Annotated in this window: 17 protein-coding genes and 1 tRNA gene; 12 read left to right on the top strand and 6 right to left on the bottom strand. The window is 67.3% G+C overall.

Annotated elements, in window-relative coordinates:
- Nucleotides 1–18 precede the first annotated feature (18 nt).
- From AC1DO7_RS29985 to AC1DO7_RS29965, 5 genes are all read left to right on the top strand, one after another.
- Complete coding sequence (locus AC1DO7_RS29985) at nt 19–2,070, top strand: VC_2705 family sodium/solute symporter (protein ID WP_477116902.1); 2,052 nt, start codon at nt 19–21, stop codon at nt 2,068–2,070.
- A gap of 59 nt (nt 2,071–2,129) precedes the next feature.
- Nucleotides 2,130–2,220, top strand: a tRNA-Ser gene (locus AC1DO7_RS29980).
- Nucleotides 2,221–2,732: 512 nt separating this feature from the next.
- The gene (locus AC1DO7_RS29975; RefSeq protein ID WP_441624040.1) at nt 2,733–3,104 is read left to right on the top strand and encodes a DUF5594 family protein; all 372 of its coding nucleotides are present in this window, start codon (nt 2,733–2,735) and stop codon (nt 3,102–3,104) included.
- A 78-nt stretch (nt 3,105–3,182) separates the two neighbouring features.
- Nucleotides 3,183–3,386, top strand: coding sequence for a hypothetical protein (locus AC1DO7_RS29970; RefSeq protein WP_441624038.1), 204 nt, complete (start codon nt 3,183–3,185; stop codon nt 3,384–3,386).
- A gap of 82 nt (nt 3,387–3,468) precedes the next feature.
- A complete protein-coding gene (locus tag AC1DO7_RS29965; RefSeq protein ID WP_441624036.1) occupies nt 3,469–3,684 on the top strand; it encodes a hypothetical protein in 216 nt (71 codons plus the stop codon).
- 73 nt (nt 3,685–3,757) lie between these two features.
- Here the strand turns inward: AC1DO7_RS29965 and AC1DO7_RS29960 are convergent, their stop codons facing one another.
- Nucleotides 3,758–5,038 carry a serine hydrolase domain-containing protein gene (locus tag AC1DO7_RS29960; protein ID WP_477116900.1) on the bottom strand — a complete coding sequence of 427 codons (1,281 nt, stop codon included), beginning with the start codon at nt 5,036–5,038 and terminating at the stop codon, nt 3,758–3,760.
- Nucleotides 5,039–5,206: 168 nt separating this feature from the next.
- On the opposite strand from AC1DO7_RS29960, the gene AC1DO7_RS29955 reads away from it, so the two are divergent.
- Together AC1DO7_RS29955 and AC1DO7_RS29950 are read left to right on the top strand one after the other, a co-directional pair.
- Nucleotides 5,207–5,434, top strand: a complete 228-nt coding sequence (locus AC1DO7_RS29955; protein ID WP_441624049.1) for a hypothetical protein — start codon at nt 5,207–5,209, stop codon at nt 5,432–5,434.
- A 90-nt stretch (nt 5,435–5,524) separates the two neighbouring features.
- Nucleotides 5,525–5,800 (top strand): hypothetical protein, encoded by a 276-nt coding sequence (locus AC1DO7_RS29950; RefSeq protein WP_441624032.1) that lies wholly within the window; start codon nt 5,525–5,527, stop codon nt 5,798–5,800.
- 665 nt (nt 5,801–6,465) lie between these two features.
- Here AC1DO7_RS29950 and AC1DO7_RS29945 read toward each other — a convergent pair.
- The 4 genes from AC1DO7_RS29945 to glpK all read right to left on the bottom strand — a co-directional run bounded on the left by AC1DO7_RS29945 (nt 6,466) and on the right by glpK (nt 10,607).
- The gene (locus tag AC1DO7_RS29945) at nt 6,466–6,852 is read right to left on the bottom strand and encodes a hypothetical protein (protein WP_441624030.1); all 387 of its coding nucleotides are present in this window, start codon (nt 6,850–6,852) and stop codon (nt 6,466–6,468) included.
- Nucleotides 6,853–6,928: 76 nt separating this feature from the next.
- Nucleotides 6,929–7,303 (bottom strand): MliC family protein, encoded by a 375-nt coding sequence (locus AC1DO7_RS29940; RefSeq protein WP_441624028.1) that lies wholly within the window; start codon nt 7,301–7,303, stop codon nt 6,929–6,931.
- Between the two features lie 31 nt (nt 7,304–7,334).
- The gene (locus AC1DO7_RS29935; protein ID WP_441624026.1) at nt 7,335–8,939 is read right to left on the bottom strand and encodes a glycerol-3-phosphate dehydrogenase/oxidase; all 1,605 of its coding nucleotides are present in this window, start codon (nt 8,937–8,939) and stop codon (nt 7,335–7,337) included.
- Nucleotides 8,940–9,032: 93 nt separating this feature from the next.
- Entirely contained in the window at nt 9,033–10,607 is a 1,575-nt protein-coding gene (gene glpK, locus AC1DO7_RS29930; protein ID WP_441624024.1) for a glycerol kinase GlpK, read from the bottom strand.
- A gap of 57 nt (nt 10,608–10,664) precedes the next feature.
- On the opposite strand from glpK, the gene AC1DO7_RS29925 reads away from it, so the two are divergent.
- Together AC1DO7_RS29925 and purU are read left to right on the top strand one after the other, a co-directional pair.
- On the top strand, nt 10,665–11,552 hold the full coding sequence (locus AC1DO7_RS29925) for an NUDIX hydrolase (RefSeq protein ID WP_441624022.1): 888 nt from the start codon (nt 10,665–10,667) through the stop codon (nt 11,550–11,552).
- Nucleotides 11,553–11,581: 29 nt separating this feature from the next.
- Nucleotides 11,582–12,448: a formyltetrahydrofolate deformylase gene (purU, locus tag AC1DO7_RS29920; RefSeq protein WP_441624020.1), complete on the top strand. Its 867-nt coding sequence runs from the start codon at nt 11,582–11,584 to the stop codon at nt 12,446–12,448.
- Nucleotides 12,449–12,578: 130 nt separating this feature from the next.
- Here the strand turns inward: purU and AC1DO7_RS29915 are convergent, their stop codons facing one another.
- Complete coding sequence (locus AC1DO7_RS29915; protein ID WP_441624018.1) at nt 12,579–13,346, bottom strand: DeoR/GlpR family DNA-binding transcription regulator; 768 nt, start codon at nt 13,344–13,346, stop codon at nt 12,579–12,581.
- Between the two features lie 168 nt (nt 13,347–13,514).
- On the opposite strand from AC1DO7_RS29915, the gene AC1DO7_RS29910 reads away from it, so the two are divergent.
- The 3 genes from AC1DO7_RS29910 to AC1DO7_RS29900 form a co-directional block, all read left to right on the top strand.
- Nucleotides 13,515–14,618 carry an ABC transporter ATP-binding protein gene (locus tag AC1DO7_RS29910; RefSeq protein ID WP_441624016.1) on the top strand — a complete coding sequence of 368 codons (1,104 nt, stop codon included), beginning with the start codon at nt 13,515–13,517 and terminating at the stop codon, nt 14,616–14,618.
- 1 nt (nt 14,619) lies between these two features.
- Nucleotides 14,620–15,726 carry an ABC transporter ATP-binding protein gene (locus AC1DO7_RS29905; protein WP_441624014.1) on the top strand — a complete coding sequence of 369 codons (1,107 nt, stop codon included), beginning with the start codon at nt 14,620–14,622 and terminating at the stop codon, nt 15,724–15,726.
- Nucleotides 15,727–15,731: 5 nt separating this feature from the next.
- Nucleotides 15,732–16,585: carbohydrate ABC transporter permease (locus AC1DO7_RS29900; RefSeq protein ID WP_477116901.1), on the top strand; the 854-nt coding region annotated here is incomplete at its 3' end.

Raw genomic sequence — 16,585 nt, 5'->3', positions numbered from 1 at the left:
GGTCCAACCACGCTCCCCATGCCCGACGAACAGTCGCGTTTTCGCCGTCGGCTGCTGCTGTACTACGCCTTGTTCACCATCGGCCTGTTTGCCTTCATCGGCATGATGGGCCTGCTGGAGCGCTCCAGTGGCGATGCGCTCTGGCTCGGCTACGTCTTTCTCTTCGTCACGATCGCCATCTATGCATGCATCGGGCTGATCTGCCGCACCTCGGACCTCAATGAATACTATGTAGCCGGCCGCCGGGTACCCGCCATGTTCAACGGCATGGCGATCGCCGCCGACTGGATGAGCGCCGCGTCGTTCATCGGCCTGGCCGGCATCCTGTTCGCGTCGGGCTACGACGGGCTGGCCTATGTGATGGGCTGGACCGGCGGCTATTGCCTGGTGGCCTTCCTGCTCGCGCCGTATCTGCGCAAGTACGGCGGCTACACCATCCCGGATTTCCTCGCGGCGCGCTATGGCAACGGCAAGCCAGGCGGCAACATGCCGGTGCGCGCCATCGCCGTGCTGGCCGCGTCGCTCTGCTCCTTCGTCTACCTGGTGGCGCAGATCCAGGGGGTAGGGCTGATCGTCACGCGCTTTATCGGCGTGGAGTTCGCCGTCGGCGTGTTCTTCGGCCTGGCCGGCATCCTGGTCTGCTCCTTCCTCGGCGGCATGCGCGCGGTGACGTGGACCCAGGTGGCGCAGTACATCATGCTGATCGTGGCCTTCCTGGTCACGGTATCGATGATCGCGTGGAAACATCATCACGATGCGCTGCCGCAGCTCAGCTACGGCACGCTGTTGTCGCAGCTCGATGCGCGCGAGCGCAGCCTCGAACGCGATCCTGCCGAGCGGGCCGTGCGTGAGTTCTACCGCCAGCAGGCGATCCGGCTGCAGGAACGCATTGCCAGGCTGCCGCGGTCATTCGCCGAGGAGCGCGATGCGCTGTCCGCGCGCATGCAGGATCTGCGCTTGCGCAATGCGCCGCTGCGCGAGATCAAGGCCGTCGAGCGCGAGCGGGTGGAGTTTCCGCGCGACGCGGCGGCGGCCCAGCGGCAATGGAGCCAGCAGCGCGAAKAAGCGCTCGCGCGCAGCCAGCCTTCCACGCCTTCCACCGAGCCCTATCCCTCCGCCTCGGAAGCGGAGCGCAAGACCAAGCGCCTGAACTTCGTGCTGCTGGTGTTCTGCCTGATGCTCGGCACCGCCAGCCTGCCACACATCCTCACGCGGCTCTACACCACGCCGTCGGTCAAGGAAACGCGCAACTCGGTAGCCTGGGCCGTGTTCTGCATCGCATTGCTCTACGTCTCGGCGCCCACGCTGGCCGCACTTGTGAAGTACGAATTCTTCCAGCACCTGGTCGGCACGCCCTACGCCGAACTGCCCCAGTGGGTAGTGCAGTGGCGCAAGGTCGATCCGCCCGTGTTCGGCATCAGTGACGTCAACGGCGACGGCATCGTGCAATGGGCCGAGATCCTGATCCAGCCCGACATGATCGTGCTTGCGGCCCCCGAGATCGCCGGCTTGCCCTACGTGATCTCCGGGCTGGTCGCGGCCGGCGCGCTGGCGGCCGCGCTGTCCACCGCCGACGGCCTGCTGCTCACCATTGCCAACGCGCTGTCGCACGACGTCTTCTATCACATGGTCGACCGCGGCGCGAGCCACCAGCGGCGCGTCACCACCGCCAAGATCGTCCTGCTCGGCGTAGCGCTGTTTGCCTCCTACGTCACGTCGCTGCGTCCGGGCAATATCCTCTTCCTGGTCGGCGCGGCGTTTTCGCTGGCTGCCTCCAGCTTCTTCCCGGTCCTGGTGCTGGCCATCTTCTGGCGCCGTACCACCGCCGCCGGCGCCGTCGCCGGCATGGTCGCGGGGCTGAGCGTGGCGGTCTACTACATCTTCGTCAACTATCCGTTCTTCACGCGCATGACCGGCATCTTCGGCAACCGCTGGTTCGGGGTCGACCCGATCGCCTCGGGTGCCTTCGGCGTTCCCGCAGGGTTCGCGGTGGCGATCATCGTCAGCCTGCTGACGCCACGCAACGCGCCAGTGATCGACCGGCTCGTGACCTACTTGCGACGCGGCTAGCGGTCGCATCACGAAACACTGGATTTGCTGGACAAGTCTGCTATAATCGCCGACTTCCCGGAGAGATGGATGAGTGGTTGAAGTCGCACGCCTGGAAAGCGTGTATAGGTTAATAGCCTATCAGGGGTTCGAATCCCCTTCTCTCCGCCAGAATCTGGCAGACATGCTCGTCAATCGACATGTGGCATGTCCGTAAAAAAGGCCCGCAAGCAATTGCGGGCCTTTTTCTTTGGCTGGCTTTTCTTGCTTCGCCGCCCTTTGTATCAAGCCGGACAGCTCGGTGACTTGGCCGGCACTTCACCGTGCGCGTGCGGTAGGCAGCAAGAGCGGGCAACAAAAGCGGGCAACAAAAACAGGCAATAAAAAAGCACCTCCGCAAAGGTGCTTTGGTTTCTCACCGCAGGTGAGAGGGGGGATCCGAACCGGGTCGGCAAACGCACTAGGATCCGGTTCGGACTTTGCAGGCCCAATCGGCTTGCACGATCTCACTGCCTTGCTGGCCAGTTTGATCATTCTGCGACTTACCTTCGCTTGCTATGCGTGTCTCGGTCGGCAGGACTTCAGTATAGGTCGGCAGCGGCAGGGGTCAACCAGAGTTTCGGCGCACCTGGCCGCGCGGGGCTCGCATGCTACGATCCCGGGAAAGACCGGAAGAGACAAACGTGAGCCATGACATTGCCGCGCGCTTCGACGCGGAATACGCCCCGCGCATCGCACAGGCGATCGCCAGGTTGTTCGGACAGCGCATCCATGTGGAACTTGTGCAGGATGAGAGTCCCGCGCGGATTCGGATCTACGGCGAGCCGTTCGACGAGGCGCGGCGCTTCAGGCATCCCTTGAATGTCTACCTGTCCTGGGACGGCCTCGAGGTGGAGGCCCTGTTCGCGGCCGGCGGCGAGGTGAAGTTCGCGCACTATCTCGCGGCGCTGCCGGGCAAGATGCGCGCGTGGCAGGTGCCGCGGCAGATCGATTTCGGCACGCGTTCGCAGGCCGACCCGATGGTGCTGCTGGGCGGCCTCGATTTCGAGCACTGAACGCGGTCCCGCCCGCGCCGCCGCCCCGTGGCGCGGGCTCGTGCTACAGTGCCCGGATGCGTTCTCCGGAGGAGCATCATGTCCAAGGATTCCACGCCGCATCTGCAGGCGATCGTCCAGACCGCGCCGCAGGCCGGCCGTTACGTATGGGTGATCACGCTGGTTGATTTCGACGCGCGGCTGGTCAAGCGCAATATCGTTTCCGACGATACCTTCACAACCTCGGACGCCGCGCGCGTGGCTGGCGACGCCCAGCTCAAGGCGATGGCGGCGGACAAATAGCGGCCGCCCGCGCTACGGGCAAGCGCGCCCCGGGTGGTGGCCCGGGTTGCTCCGGCCGTGCGCGTACGGCGTGGGAGCAACGATGAACCTTTGCGATGCGTGCGCGCAGATCCGGCCGGGCTCTACCGGCGGCACCGGACATCCGCGGCTGCTGTTGACCGATACACAGCGCATCAAGCCGCGCGGCGAGCCCGCCATCACCTTTGCCACCTATACGTGCGCGGACTGCGGCTGCCGCTGGCGCCACGAGAGCGACAAGAACGGAAAGGGACCCGGCTGGTCCATGGAGCCCGCCTGACGCAATCTCCGGGCGGGGCGCGACATCGCTGCCTCGCCACCTTGCCGCCTTCCCGCCTTCCTGCCTTCCTGCCTCAGGGCGTCATCGCAGCGTAGACCGTGTTCCTGAACCACGCACGGTAGTACTCGCGCTGGCCTGGCGCCTGCATCATCCAGATGGCGACGGTCTTCTCTTGCGGATCGACCCAGAAGTAGGTGCCGCCGACCCCGCCCCAGTAGAAATCCCCGACCGATCCCGCCGTGGCCGGCCCGCCGGTGCTCAGGCGCGTGCCGAAGCCCAGGCCGAAGCCGTAGCCCGGTCCCGGCAGGTAAGCGGGTCCGCGCGCCTGCGATGCGAGGCGGATCGGGCCGAGATGGTCGGCGGTCATGTTGGCCACGGTCTTCGGCGACAGCAGCCGCACGCCATCGAGTTCCCCGCCGTTGAGCAGCATCTGCGCAAAGCGGAAATAGTCCGCCGCGGTCGATACCAGGCCGCCGCCGCCGGATTCGAGCCTGGGCGCGCGGCGGATATCGATCAGGCTGACCGCCACCTTGCTGTCGGGATCGGTGGCGAAGGGCTCGGCGATGCGGCCTTGCTGCGCCGCCGGCACCCAGAAGCCGGTGTCCTTCATCTGCAATGGCGCGAAGATGCGCTGCTGCAGGTGTGCGGCCAGTGTCTGGCCGGACACGCGTTCCAGCAGGGCGCCGAGCACGTCGGTGGAGCGACTGTATTCCCACGTCGTGCCGGGCTGGAACTGCAGCGGAACCTTGGCCAGGTGCGCAATGAACTCACCGTTGCTTTGCTCGGTGGCGTCCACGCCCGCGCGCTTGTATTCGTCCTTGACCAGGGACTTGCCGAACACGCCGTAGGTCAGGCCCGAGGTATGGCGCAGCAGGTCCTGCACGGTCATCTCGCGCTGCGCGGGCACCAGCCCGAGCTCCGGCTTGCCGGCCGCATCGGTCTTCTCCACGCCGACCTGCAGTCCTTTGAGTTCGGGCAGATACTTCGAGACCGGGTCGGCCAGTTGCACGCGGCCGTCCTCGACCATCATCATCACCGCAACCGAGACGATCGGCTTGCTCATCGAGTAGATTCGGRAGATGGCGTCCTCGCGCATCGGCACCCTGGCGGCGGCATCCTGCCAGCCGATGGCCTGGGTGCTGACGAGGTTGCCATTGCGCGCGAGCAGGTACACCGCGCCGGGAATGCGGCCCTGGGCCACGTCCGCGCGTACGCGCGCGCTCATGTTGTCGAGTTGCGGGGCAGAGAAGCGGGTGGTCAGCGGCGTGGCGTTCTGCGTGTTCTGCATGGAAGCCGGCGTGGCGCAAGCGGCCAGCACCGCCGCCGCCAGCACGGGCAAAGTGCTTCTGATCATTTGTCTCATCCTTTGTCTTGTTGTTGTATTTGGCTACGCTTTGCCGAAGGGCTCGATTCCGGCAAAGGCATCGTGATCATCGCACGCGTGGCGACGCGCGTGTATCAAGGCTCACCCGGATCGGCCGGCGTGCCATGCTACGATCCGGACAACGTATTGGAGGTGAAGATGGCAAAGCACGTGTTCTCACGTAGCCAGTACCTGGCGATCCTCAACGAAAGCCTGAAGAATGATCCGCGCTGGCAGCCCGGCATGGCCTTCGTCTTCCTGCCGCCTGGCGCCGACGCGGCCAGTGCGAGCGGGGTGGGATGCACCGGGCCCGCGTCCGCGCTGCCGGTGTTTGCGGAGATCGAGCGCGTGGCCGCCGACCTGATCGAAGTGCGGGGCGAGGAATAGCCGGTGCGCTAGGCCCCGGGACATTGCCGGCCGTGGCCGGCGCCGACCTGCGTACAATACCGCCCCAGACTGACTCTAGCGGAACATGCCGTGAAAAAGACCGACCTCGAAAAGAACAAAGCGCTGAAGCTCGCCAATAGCCTGAAGCTGTCCTCGGCCGCGCACGGCGTGCGCGAAGCCGGCCAGGCCAAGATCGATCGCCGCGAGCAGCGCCGGCTGGACCAGGAGCAGGGCCTGGTGCCGTTCGCCTGCAAGCTCGACGGCGAGATCGTCAAGCGCCTGCAGGCGCTGGCGCCCGCCCACCCGGGTGGCATGAGCGGGCTGCTGAAGGAAGCGCTCGAACGCGGATTGCCCGCGTCTGCCTGAGATTCATCGCCGATGTTGGTCGCCGGTGCAGCCATTGATGTGGCTGGCATCGCAGGATGCGTGCCGGTGATGTGACGCATCGGGCGCCATGACCGGCCGGCGCCGGTTGCCCGTCAGGCGTTGCAAAGCAAAACGCCCGCTGTAGCCAGCGGGCGTTTTGCTTTTGTTGCTGTTGTCTCTTGCATGTCTTCTTGCCTTGCGCGCGAAGACGCCTCATGGTTCCCGTTGCATCAATGCACGAACAGCCAGATCAGCAGCAGCACGAAGGCCGGGACACCGAGCAGCCAAGCGAGGATATAGGGCATGATTTCTTTCCTTTCTATCGCTGTTTTCCACGGTTCCAATATAGGGAGCGGTCAACGCGCGCGATGTCCGGCGACTTCCCCTTGCGCTGTAGGACGGGACTGACCTGGCAGGGATGACGGAACGTGGGCGCAGGCGATCGCCGAGAGCAACCGAGAGCAATTGCCGGAACGGTCCGGCAGCGGCGCGCGGCGTGGCAAGGGCTGGCGGGAAAGGCGAAGGGGGAAGGGGGAAGGGGAGAGCAGAGGGGGAAAGGGCGCGCGTGGCAGGGGTGGCGCCATCGCGCGGGCAATGACGGCGCTCAGGCCGTCATCCCGGTGTGACTGCCGGAATCCTGCTGGCAGCCTGCTGGCAAAGGGCGTTCAGGCCTCTTCGCCATCCTCTGACTCGAGGAAATCGCGGCGCTGCAGCCAGTTTTCGATGGCTTCGTCGCAGACTTTCTTGAGCTTGTTCTTGTCCGGCAGGTTGTCGAACAGCTCGAAGTTCACCAGCGCCAGGCCGGCGTCGGTGATGTAGAACAGCCGGCCAGGCTCGTCGTAATGCACGATACGCCCGTCGATGCCGCTTTCTTCGCTGTCGGCCGGCATGTCTTCCAGTTCCACCACCCGGCAGGTGAAGCGCGGGGTGCGGGTATGGGTCAGATATTCAAACTCGTCATGCATCACCTCGCCGCCCTTGGGCGTGAAGATGGCGAAACCCCAGATAAAGCGGGGCATCGGCAGATCGGACAGATCATCAATCTCGTCCATGGTGTTCTCCCTGATTCGATAACCCGCATTATCGCTCACCGGGGGCCCGCGCGAACAATGTTATGCAGCGGAGCGCCTATTTCACGGCCTTGCAATTGGCATAGACGGGGGGCGCATCGTCGCCTTGCGTCAGGTCCTGGAGCCTGCCTTCGTCGCCCTTGGTGATCCATTGATGGATGCCGTGCGAGTAGCGGGCGCCGGAGCCGGTCAGCACGCTGACGAACAGCAGCGGCTTGCCGTCGAGCCGCACGATGGCGATCTGGTTGTCGGGGCTGTTGAAGTAGCGCGCGGTGAGCCGCTTGCCCGCGTCGCACTGGTAGTGCACGGTGACAGGCGCGTCGAAACGCACACCGTCGATGGCGGGTTTGGCAGCCGCCGGGAAGGCGGCCACGCCAACGGCGCCGGCCAGCGCGGCGGCCGCGAGGCAATGCCTGGGAGGACGCAGCGGCATGGAGGCTCCTGGTTGCGGTGGCGTGCGCGCGTCAGGACAGCATATAGCCGCTGGCCAGCGAGCGGAAGCTCTCCACTTCCGCGGCCTGCCAGGCCGCGTCGTGGCCATGCTCTTCGGCCAGGATCGCCGCCACGCGCGGCGCAGCCGCAATGGCGGCGCCGGCTTCGAGGAACAGCGCGCGGTTGCGTCGCGCCAGCACATCTTCCACGCGCCGTGCCAGCTCGTAGCGCGCGGCGAAGCGTACATGGGCGGCGCTCAGGCCGGAGCCCGGCACGAGGATTTCCTCCTTGCCGGGGAGGGCGCGCAGCATGCCGAGTTCATTGCCGTAGTAGCGGTCGGGCGAACTGCCGCCGGGGGCCGGCAGGTCCGCGGGCAGGCCCTTCGCGCCGTGCAGCTGCAGCTCGCCGGTCACGCATGGCGCCGCGGGCAGCATCTGGCGCTGGATCGCGGTGCCGACCACGTCCTCGGCCATCTTGCGGTAAGTGGTCCATTTGCCGCCGGTGACGGTGATCAGGCCGGCCTTGGACACCAGGATGGTGTGCTCGCGCGAGAGCGAAGCCGTGGAGGCTTCGCCGGTGGCCTTGACCAGCGGACGCAGGCCGGCCCAGACGCTGGTCACGTCGGCGCGGGTCGGTGTGCGCGACAGGTAGCGTGCCGCGGTCTCCAGGATGAAATCGACATCGTCGGCCCCGGCGCGCGGTTCCAGCGGCAGGTCCTTGCGCGGCGTATCGGTGGTGCCGACGATGGTGTGGCCGTTCCAGGGCACCACGAACAGCACGCGGCCGTCATCGGTCTTGGGAATCAGGATGGCCCGTTCGCCCGGCAGGAAGCTGCGCGGCAACGTCAGGTGCACGCCCTGGCTGGGCGCCACCATGCCGCGCGCCTGGCCGTCTTCCATCTGGCGGATGGCATCCACCCACACGCCGGTGGCGTTGACCACGCAGGATGCCTTGAGGTCGAAGCTGGCGTCGCCCAGCACGTCCTTGACGGTGACGCCGTCGATCACGCCGTTCTTCTGCGACAGCCCGCTCACGCGCAGGTAGTTGATGGCGGTGCCACCCACGTCGAACAGCGTGCGCATCAGCGCGATGGCGAGGCGGGCATCGTCGAACTGGCCGTCGAAGTACAGGTTGCCGCCGCGCAGCGGCCGCCCGCCCACGTGCTCGGCCAGCGTCGGCGCGGCGGCCAGCGTCTCGCGGTGGTTCAGCCAGCGGCTGCCGGACAGGTTGAGTCCGCCGGCCAGCATGTCGTAGACCTTCAGGCCGATGCCGTAGAAGGGCTGGTCGAACAGCTGGTAGGCCGGCACCACGAAGCCCAGCGGCCACACCAGGTGCGGCGCGTTGCGCGCCAGCAGGCCGCGTTCGTGCAGCGCCTCGCGCACCAGGCTGATATTGCCCTGCGCCAGGTAGCGCACGCCGCCGTGGACCAGCTTGGTGGCCTTGCTCGAGGTGCCCTTGGCGAAGTCGGCGGCTTCCACCAGCAGCGTGCGGTAGCCGCGCGAGGCGGCGTCCACCGCGGTGCCGAGACCGGTGGCGCCGCCGCCGATGACGATCACGTCCCACTTGGGCTCGCGCTCGAGCGTGGCGAGCAGCGCGGCGCGGTCTGGCGGGAGGGTGGGGGAGAACAGTTTCTGCATGATTCCTTGTTCGATGCGAATGCGCTTGGCGCGGGTGCTGCTATCTATGTGTGTGGTGCCGTCCGGCGGGGGCTAGGTGCCGCTGCCGGGCCTTCAATGCGTGGTGCGCGTCGGCGCGCCGTCTTCGCGCGCCCAGTCGCGCGCGCGTTCCACCGCGCGGTGCCAGCGCCACAGCTGGTAGGCGCGCGCGTCGGCGCCGAGATTGGGTTCGAAGCGGTGCTCCACCTGCCACTGGCTGGCGATTTCCTCTTCGCCGCTCCAGTAGCCGGTGGCCAGGCCTGCCAGGTAGGCCGCGCCCAGCGCGGTGGTCTCGGTCACGCGCGGGCGCACCACGGCCGTGCCCAGCAGGTCGGCCTGCATCTGCATCAGCAGGTCGCTGCGCGAGGCGCCGCCGTCCACGCGCAGCTCGGCCAGCGAGATGCCGGCATCCTTCTGCATCGCATCCAGCACGTCCACGCTCTGCAGCGCGATCGACTCCAGCGCTGCGCGCGCGATATGCGCCCGTCCGGTGCCGCGCGTGATGCCCACCAGCGTGCCGCGCGCGAACGGGTCCCAGTGCGGCGCGCCCAGGCCGGCGAAGGCCGGCACCAGCACCACGCCGCCGGTGTCGTCGCACTGGCGCGCCAGCGGCTCCACCTCCGGCGCGCTGTTGATGATCTGCAGCCCGTCGCGCAGCCACTGGATGGTGGCGCCGCCCATGAACACGCCGCCTTCCAGGCAGTATTGGGTGCGGCCCGCGGCCGGCGCGTCACCGCCCAGTTGCCAGCCGACGGTGGTGAGCAGGCGGTTGTGCGAGGCGACCGGCTGCGCGCCGGTGTTCATCAGCAGGAAGCAGCCGGTGCCGTAGGTGTTCTTGGCCATGCCGGGCGACAGGCAGGCCTGGCCGTAGGTGGCGGCCTGCTGGTCGCCGGCGATGCCGGCAATGGGGATCTCGGCGCCGAACCAGCGCAAGGCCGTGCGCGCCACCTCGCCGCTGGAGGGCACTATCTCGGGCAGCAGGCTGCGCGGGATGTCCAGCAGGCCGAGCAGGGCGTCGTCCCACGCAAAGTCATGGATATTGAACAGCAGCGTGCGCGACGCGTTGGAGACATCGGTGACGTGGCGCTGGCCGTCGGTGAGCTGCCAGATCAGCCAGCTGTCCACGGTGCCGAAGGCGAGTTCGCCGCGCGCCGCGCGTTCGCGCGCGCCCTCGATGTTGTCCAGCATCCAGCGCAGCTTGGTGCCGGAGAAATAGGCGTCGATGATCAGTCCGGTCTTGTCGCGGAACAGGTCGCCATGTCCCTCGGCCTGCAGCGCCTCGCACATCGGCGCGGTACGACGGTCCTGCCACACCAGTGCGCGGCCGACCGGCTCGCCGGTCTTGCGGTCCCACAGCACGGTGGTCTCGCGCTGGTTGGTGATGCCGATGGCCTGCACCTGGCTGGCGGCGACGCCGGCATCGCCCAGCACTTCGTGCGCCACGGCCAGCTGCGACTGCCAGATCTCGTAGGGGTCGTGCTCGACGTGGCCGGGGTGCGGGTAATATTGCCGGAATTCGCGCTGCGCGACCCGCACCACGTTGCCGGCGTGGTCGAACAGGATGGCGCGCGAGCTGCTGGTGCCCTGGTCCAGCGCCAGCACGTAGCGTGGCTGGCCCGGGGTTTGCCCCGGCGGCGGGTTTTGCTTCATGCTTTTTTTCCTGGATGCATTTTCGCGGGCGCGCCGTGGCGGCCGCCCGAAACATTCATGTCCGATACCTTGCCCGAAAGCGGGCGCCGCGACGCTGGCGCCCCGACCCTCTCACGCATCGCCGGCGCGCTGGCGGCGCGCAGCCGCTTCGACGCCGGCGCCCATCTCAGGCTGACCGTGGACGGCCGGCACGTAGGCTGGCTGCCGCGCCTGCATGCGCGGATCCTGCGCGCGCAAACCGCCGTGCCAGCGGTACTCGGGGAAGCGCCGGACGGCGGCGCAGCGCTGCTGCCCGGCTGCACGGAGCCTGCCGCGCGCAGCGCCGCGCTGGCCACGCTGGCGCGCTGGCTGGCGGACGCCGGCCATGTGCGCGGCTGGCGCGATGAATTGTTTGCGGTGACGCCGGCGCTGGAGGCGCCCGCGTTCGCGGTGATCGAGCGTGCCGCCGCGCGCTTTCTCGGCTTGCTGACTTTCGCCTCGCACATGAACGGCGTGATCGATGGCGAGCGCGCGTTGTGGATCTCGCGGCGCAGCGCCGCCAAGGCGGTCGACCCCGGCATGTGGGACAACCTGGTGGCCGGCGGCATGCCGCACGGCAGCGATCCGCTCGCCACGCTGGTGCGCGAGTGCGACGAGGAATCCGGCATCCCGCCTGCGCTGGCGCGGCGCGCCGAGGCGCACGGCGTGATCGAAGTGCTGCGCGAGATCCCGGAGGGCGTGCAGTGGGAAGCCGTGTACGTGTACGACCTGTTGCTGCCCGCGGACTTCGTGCCGCATAACCGCGACGGCGAAGTGGCCGAGCACCGGCGTATCGAGCCCGAGGCATTGCTTGCTATCATGGCGGATGGCGCCATGACCGTCGATGCGACGCTGGTGACGCTGGATACGCTCAAACGCCGCGGCTGGGGCTGCGGCGGGAGCGCACCCGGCACCCACCGCGCATGATCGGCGCGCACTCGACAGAACAACACACGATGAGCAATACCGGATTCATTCTCACCATTTCCTGCCCGGATCAGCCGGGCATCGTCCATGCCGTTTCTGGGCTGCTGTTCCAGCACGGCTGCAATATCGTCGATTCCGACCAGTTCGGCGATGAGTTCACCGGCCGCTTCTTCATGCGCGTGCATTTCACGCCGAGCGCGGGCGGTCCCGACCTGGCCACGCTGAAGGCCGCCTTCGCGCCGGTGGGCGACCAGTTCGGCATGCAGTGGGAATTGTTCGACGCCAGCGTCAAGCCGCGCGTGATGATCATGGTGTCCAAGATCGGCCACTGCCTCAACGACCTGCTGTTCCGCGCCAAGGCCAGCGGCCTGCCGGTCGAGATCGCCGCCATCGTGTCGAACCACCGCGATTTCTACCAGCTGGCCGCGTCGTACGACATCCCGTTTTTCCACCTGCCGCTGATGAACGCCTCGGCCGAGCAGAAGGCCGCGCAGGAAGCCAAGGTGTTCGAAGTCGTGCGCGACCAGAACATCGACCTGGTGGTGCTGGCGCGCTACATGCAGGTGCTGAGCGACGACCTGTGCCGCAAGCTGGCCGGCCGCGCCATCAATATCCACCACTCCTTCCTGCCCAGCTTCAAGGGCGCCAAGCCCTACTACCAGGCGCACGACCGTGGTGTGAAGCTGATCGGCGCCACCGCGCACTACGTCACGGCAGACCTGGACGAAGGCCCGATCATCGAGCAGGAAATCGAGCGCGTGGACCACAGCATGGATCCGGAGCAGCTCACCTCGGTGGGGCGCGACGTGGAGTGCGTGGCGCTCGCGCGCGCCGTCAAATGGCACGCCGAGCACCGTATCATCGTGAACGGCCACAAGACGGTCGTCTTCAAGTAAGGCCCCCGGTGCGTGCCCGGCGCGACATGCGCGGGCATCGCCCGAGCCGGTGACGCCTGCAGGGCGCATCGGTGGGCGCGCCAGCGGGCGCACCAGCGGGCGCACCAGCACGCGCGGCAAGCCGCCGCGTTCAGTCCTGCGCGACCACACAACGCACTCCGCTGTCTTCGAGCATGCGCTCGAATGGTGACTTGAGCGGCTGGTCGGTAAACAGCCTGTCGATCTCCGACAGGTGCGCCAGCTCCACCATGGCCTGGCGGTTGAACTTGCTGGCATCGGCCGCGAGCCAGATCTCGCGCGAATGCTCGATGATGGTCCGCGCGACCTTCACTTCGCGAAAGTCGTAATCGCGCAGCGTGCCGTCGGCCTCGATGCCCGAGATGCCGATCAGGCCGATATCCACCTTGAACTGGCTGATGAACTCCACCGTGGCCTCGCCCACGATGCCGCGGTCGCGCGAGCGCAGCACGCCGCCGGCCACGATCACCTCGCAATCGGGGTTGTCGGCCAGGATGTTCGCCACGTTGAGGTTGTTGGTGATCACGCGCAGGCCGCGGTGATGCATCAGCTCGCGCGCGATCTCTTCGACCGTGGTGCCGATGTTCAGGATCAGCGAGCAGCCTTCCGGGACCTGGCTGGCCACGGCGCGCGCGATGCGCGCCTTGCCTTCGGCGTTGAGCACCTGCCGCTGCCGGTAGGCGATATTTTCCACCGTGGAGCCGTCCACGCGCACGCCGCCATGGAAGCGCGCCAGCATGCCGTTCTCGGCCAGCAGGTTGACGTCGCGGCGCACGGTCTGCAGGGTCACCCCGAACTTGCGCGCAAGCTCGTCGATGGAAGCGAAGCCCTGGCTGCGTACCTCTTCGAGCAGGGCGGTCTGGCGTGGATTCAGCGTCATGCCGGCATTCTAGTTCAAACAGAAACGAAAACAAATGATGCGGTGCATGATTGTTTTATGTTCGTTTATGCACTAAAACGAGCGGGAAGCAAGGATTTGTGCGTCTGCATCATCGTCGTACAGGTGATGCGGCAGACACTTGGTGAGCATTCGAATTCCGGAGACTCGATGCAGCTCAGATTGGAAGGCATCGCCCAGCAGGCTGGTTCGCAGGCGTATCTGTATCCGATGTCGCTGGTGCCCGTGGCGGGCGCAGTGACCATCTTGCTGGGGGCCACCCAGGCCGGCAAGACCTCCCTGATGCGGGTCATGGCGGGACTGGACCGGCCCAGCGCCGGGCGCGTCGAAGTGGACGGCGTGGACGTGACCGGCGTGCCGGTGCGCGAGCGCAACGTCTCCATGGTCTACCAGCAGTTCATCAATTATCCATCCCTGACGGTCTTCGACAATATCGCCTCGCCGCTGCGGTTGCGCCGCGCCAAGGATATGGATGCGCAGGTACGGGCGCTGGCGGCGCGGCTGCATATCGAGCATCTGCTCGAGCGCTATCCCGCTGAACTGTCCGGCGGGCAGCAGCAGCGCGTGGCGCTGGCGCGCGCGCTGGCCAAGGGCGCGCCGCTGATGCTGCTGGACGAGCCGCTGGTGAACCTGGACTACAAGCTGCGCGAGGAACTGCGCGAGGAACTCACGCAGCTGTTCGCGCACGGCGATGCCACCGTGATCTATGCCACGACCGAGCCTGCCGAGGCGCTGCTGCTGGGCGGCCATACCGCGGTGCTGGATGCCGGCGAGCTGCTGCAGTACGGACCCACGCCCGAAGTCTTTCACTATCCTGCCTCGCTGCGCGTGGCGCGCGCCTTCAGCGATCCGCCGATGAACCTGATGTCCGGCGAGCTGAAAGCCGGCACCGTGGCCCTGCAGGGCGGCATTGCGTTGCCGCTGCCGGAAGCCGCGGGCCACGGCGGCCCGGTGACTGTCGGCGTGCGCGCCGGCGCCTTGCGGCTCGATGCCGTGCCCGGCACGGTGCCGCTCGCCGGCAAGGTGGCGCTGGCCGAGCTGTCGGGCTCCGACACCTTCGTCCACCTGGACTCGCCGGTGGGCAACCTGGTGGCGCAGTTTCCCGGGGTGGTGGATCTGCAGCTCGGCGCGCCGCTCACGCTGCATCTCGACCCGACCCAGCTTTACCTGTTCGATGCCGCCGGCAAGCGCATCCACGCGCCCAGCCGGCCGCTCCGGGTGGCGACGCCGGTGACCGCGGGGCAGGGAGCCTGACATGGCGCGCATCGACCTCGACCTGTCCCATTCCTACCGGCCGGACCCGCAGTCGGACGAAGACTATGCGCTGCTGCCGCTGAAGTTCAGCTTCGACGACGGCGGCGCCTATGCCTTGCTGGGGCCGTCCGGCTGCGGCAAGACCACCCTGCTCAATTGCATTTCCGGCTTGCTGCGCCCCTCGCACGGCACCATCACCTTCGACGGGCGCGACGTGACCGCGGCCACGCCGCAGGCGCGCAATATCGCCCAGGTGTTCCAGTTCCCGGTGATCTACGACACCATGACCGTGGGCGAGAACCTGGCCTTCCCGCTGCGCAACCGCGGCGTGGCGCCGGCCCAGGTCAGGGAGCGGGTGGGCCGCGTCGCGGAAATGCTGGATCTCTCCTCGTCGCTGGACCGGCGCGCCAGCGGGCTGGCGGCCGACGCCAAGCAGAAGATCTCGCTGGGCCGCGGGCTGGTGCGCCAGGACGTCTCCGCGATCCTGTTCGACGAGCCGCTCACGGTGATCGATCCTCACCTGAAATGGCAGTTGCGCCGCAAGCTCAAGGAGATCCACCACGAGTTCCGCCTCACGCTGATCTACGTCACCCATGACCAGACCGAGGCGCTCACCTTCGCCGAGCAGGTGCTGGTGATGTCGCGCGGCAAGGCGGTGCAGGTGGGCTCGGCCGATGCCCTGTTCGAGCGCCCGGCGCATACGTTCGTGGGCAACTTCATCGGCTCGCCGGGGATGAATTTCCTGGCCGGGTCGTGGCGCGACGGTGCCCTCGAGATCGCCGGGCGGCGCTATATGCCGGAGTTCTCGTCCACGACGGCGGCGGCGCTGCAGGCGGCCGGCGGCTTCAAGGTCGGCGTGCGCCCGGAGTACCTGCGCCTGGCCGCGGCCACCGATCCGCAGGCGGTGCCCGCGCGCGTGGAGCGCGCACAGGACATCGGCACCTACTGGCTGGTCACCGCCACCGTGCAGGAGCCCGGCGGCGAGCCCGCCATCATCCGCGCGCGGCTCGGCAACGAGGCCGCCGGGCTGGCGCAGGGCCAGACCGTGTGGCTGTCCGTGTTCAACCGTCATACCTGTTACTACGTCAACGAGGAGCTGGTGGCATGAGCACGCTGAAGCCCGTCAACCAGAAGGCCTGGCTGCTGGTGATCCCGGTGGTGCTGTGCGTGGCGTTCTCCGCCATCCTGCCGCTGATGACCATCGTCAACTACTCGGTGCAGGACATCATTTCGCCCGAGCGGCGCGTGTTCGTCGGCACCGAGTGGTTCCGCACCGTGCTGCGCGACGGCGAGCTGCACGATGCGCTGCTGCGCCAGCTCGGCTTCTCGCTCGCCGTGCTGGCCGTGGAGATCCCGCTGGGCATCCTGCTGGCATTGTCGATGCCGGCCAGGGGCTGGAAGGCCTCGGCGGTGCTGGTGGTGATCGCGCTGTCGCTGCTGATCCCGTGGAACGTGGTGGGCACCATCTGGCAGATCTTCGGGCGCACCGACATCGGCCTGCTAGGCGCGGCGCTTGCCGGCATGGGCTTCGACTACAACTACACCGGCAGTGCGCTGGACGCCTGGGTCACGGTGCTGGTGATGGACGTGTGGCACTGGACGCCGCTGGTGGCGCTGCTGTGCTACGCCGGGCTGCGCGCGATCCCCGACGCCTACTACCAGGCTGCGCAGATCGACGGCGCCTCGCGCCTGGCGGTGTTCCGCTATATCCAGCTGCCCAAGCTGCGCGGCGTGCTGATGATCGCGGTGCTGCTGCGCTTCATGGACAGCTTCATGATCTACACCGAGCCCTTCGTGCTGACCGGCGGCGGGCCGGGCAACGCCACCACCTTCTTGTCACAGTACCTGACGCAGAAGGCCGTGGGCCAGTTCGACCTGGGCCCGGCCGCGGCGTTCTCCATCGTCTACTTCCTCATCATCCTGCTCATGTGCTTCATCCTCTATAACTGGATGCAGCGCGCGGGCAC

It is taken from the genome of Cupriavidus sp. 05N40, assembly GCF_056397305.1.
This window is presented reverse-complemented; position numbering and strand designations above follow the sequence as displayed.

Coding starts and splice junctions, on each gene's coding strand:
- AC1DO7_RS29970 (WP_441624038.1), top strand. CDS start 3,183: ATGTCCAAGGATTCCACGCCGCATCTGCAGGCGATCGTCCAGACCGCG.
- AC1DO7_RS29965 (WP_441624036.1), top strand. CDS start 3,469: ATGAACCTTTGCGATGCGTGCGCGCAGATCCGGCCGGGCTCTACCGGC.
- AC1DO7_RS29955 (WP_441624049.1), top strand. CDS start 5,207: ATGGCAAAGCACGTGTTCTCACGTAGCCAGTACCTGGCGATCCTCAAC.
- AC1DO7_RS29945 (WP_441624030.1), bottom strand. CDS start 6,852: ATGGACGAGATTGATGATCTGTCCGATCTGCCGATGCCCCGCTTTATC.
- AC1DO7_RS29940 (WP_441624028.1), bottom strand. CDS start 7,303: ATGCCGCTGCGTCCTCCCAGGCATTGCCTCGCGGCCGCCGCGCTGGCC.
- AC1DO7_RS29935 (WP_441624026.1), bottom strand. CDS start 8,939: ATGCAGAAACTGTTCTCCCCCACCCTCCCGCCAGACCGCGCCGCGCTG.
- glpK (WP_441624024.1), bottom strand. CDS start 10,607: ATGAAGCAAAACCCGCCGCCGGGGCAAACCCCGGGCCAGCCACGCTAC.
- AC1DO7_RS29925 (WP_441624022.1), top strand. CDS start 10,665: ATGTCCGATACCTTGCCCGAAAGCGGGCGCCGCGACGCTGGCGCCCCG.
- purU (WP_441624020.1), top strand. CDS start 11,582: ATGAGCAATACCGGATTCATTCTCACCATTTCCTGCCCGGATCAGCCG.
- AC1DO7_RS29915 (WP_441624018.1), bottom strand. CDS start 13,346: ATGACGCTGAATCCACGCCAGACCGCCCTGCTCGAAGAGGTACGCAGC.
- AC1DO7_RS29910 (WP_441624016.1), top strand. CDS start 13,515: ATGCAGCTCAGATTGGAAGGCATCGCCCAGCAGGCTGGTTCGCAGGCG.
- AC1DO7_RS29905 (WP_441624014.1), top strand. CDS start 14,620: ATGGCGCGCATCGACCTCGACCTGTCCCATTCCTACCGGCCGGACCCG.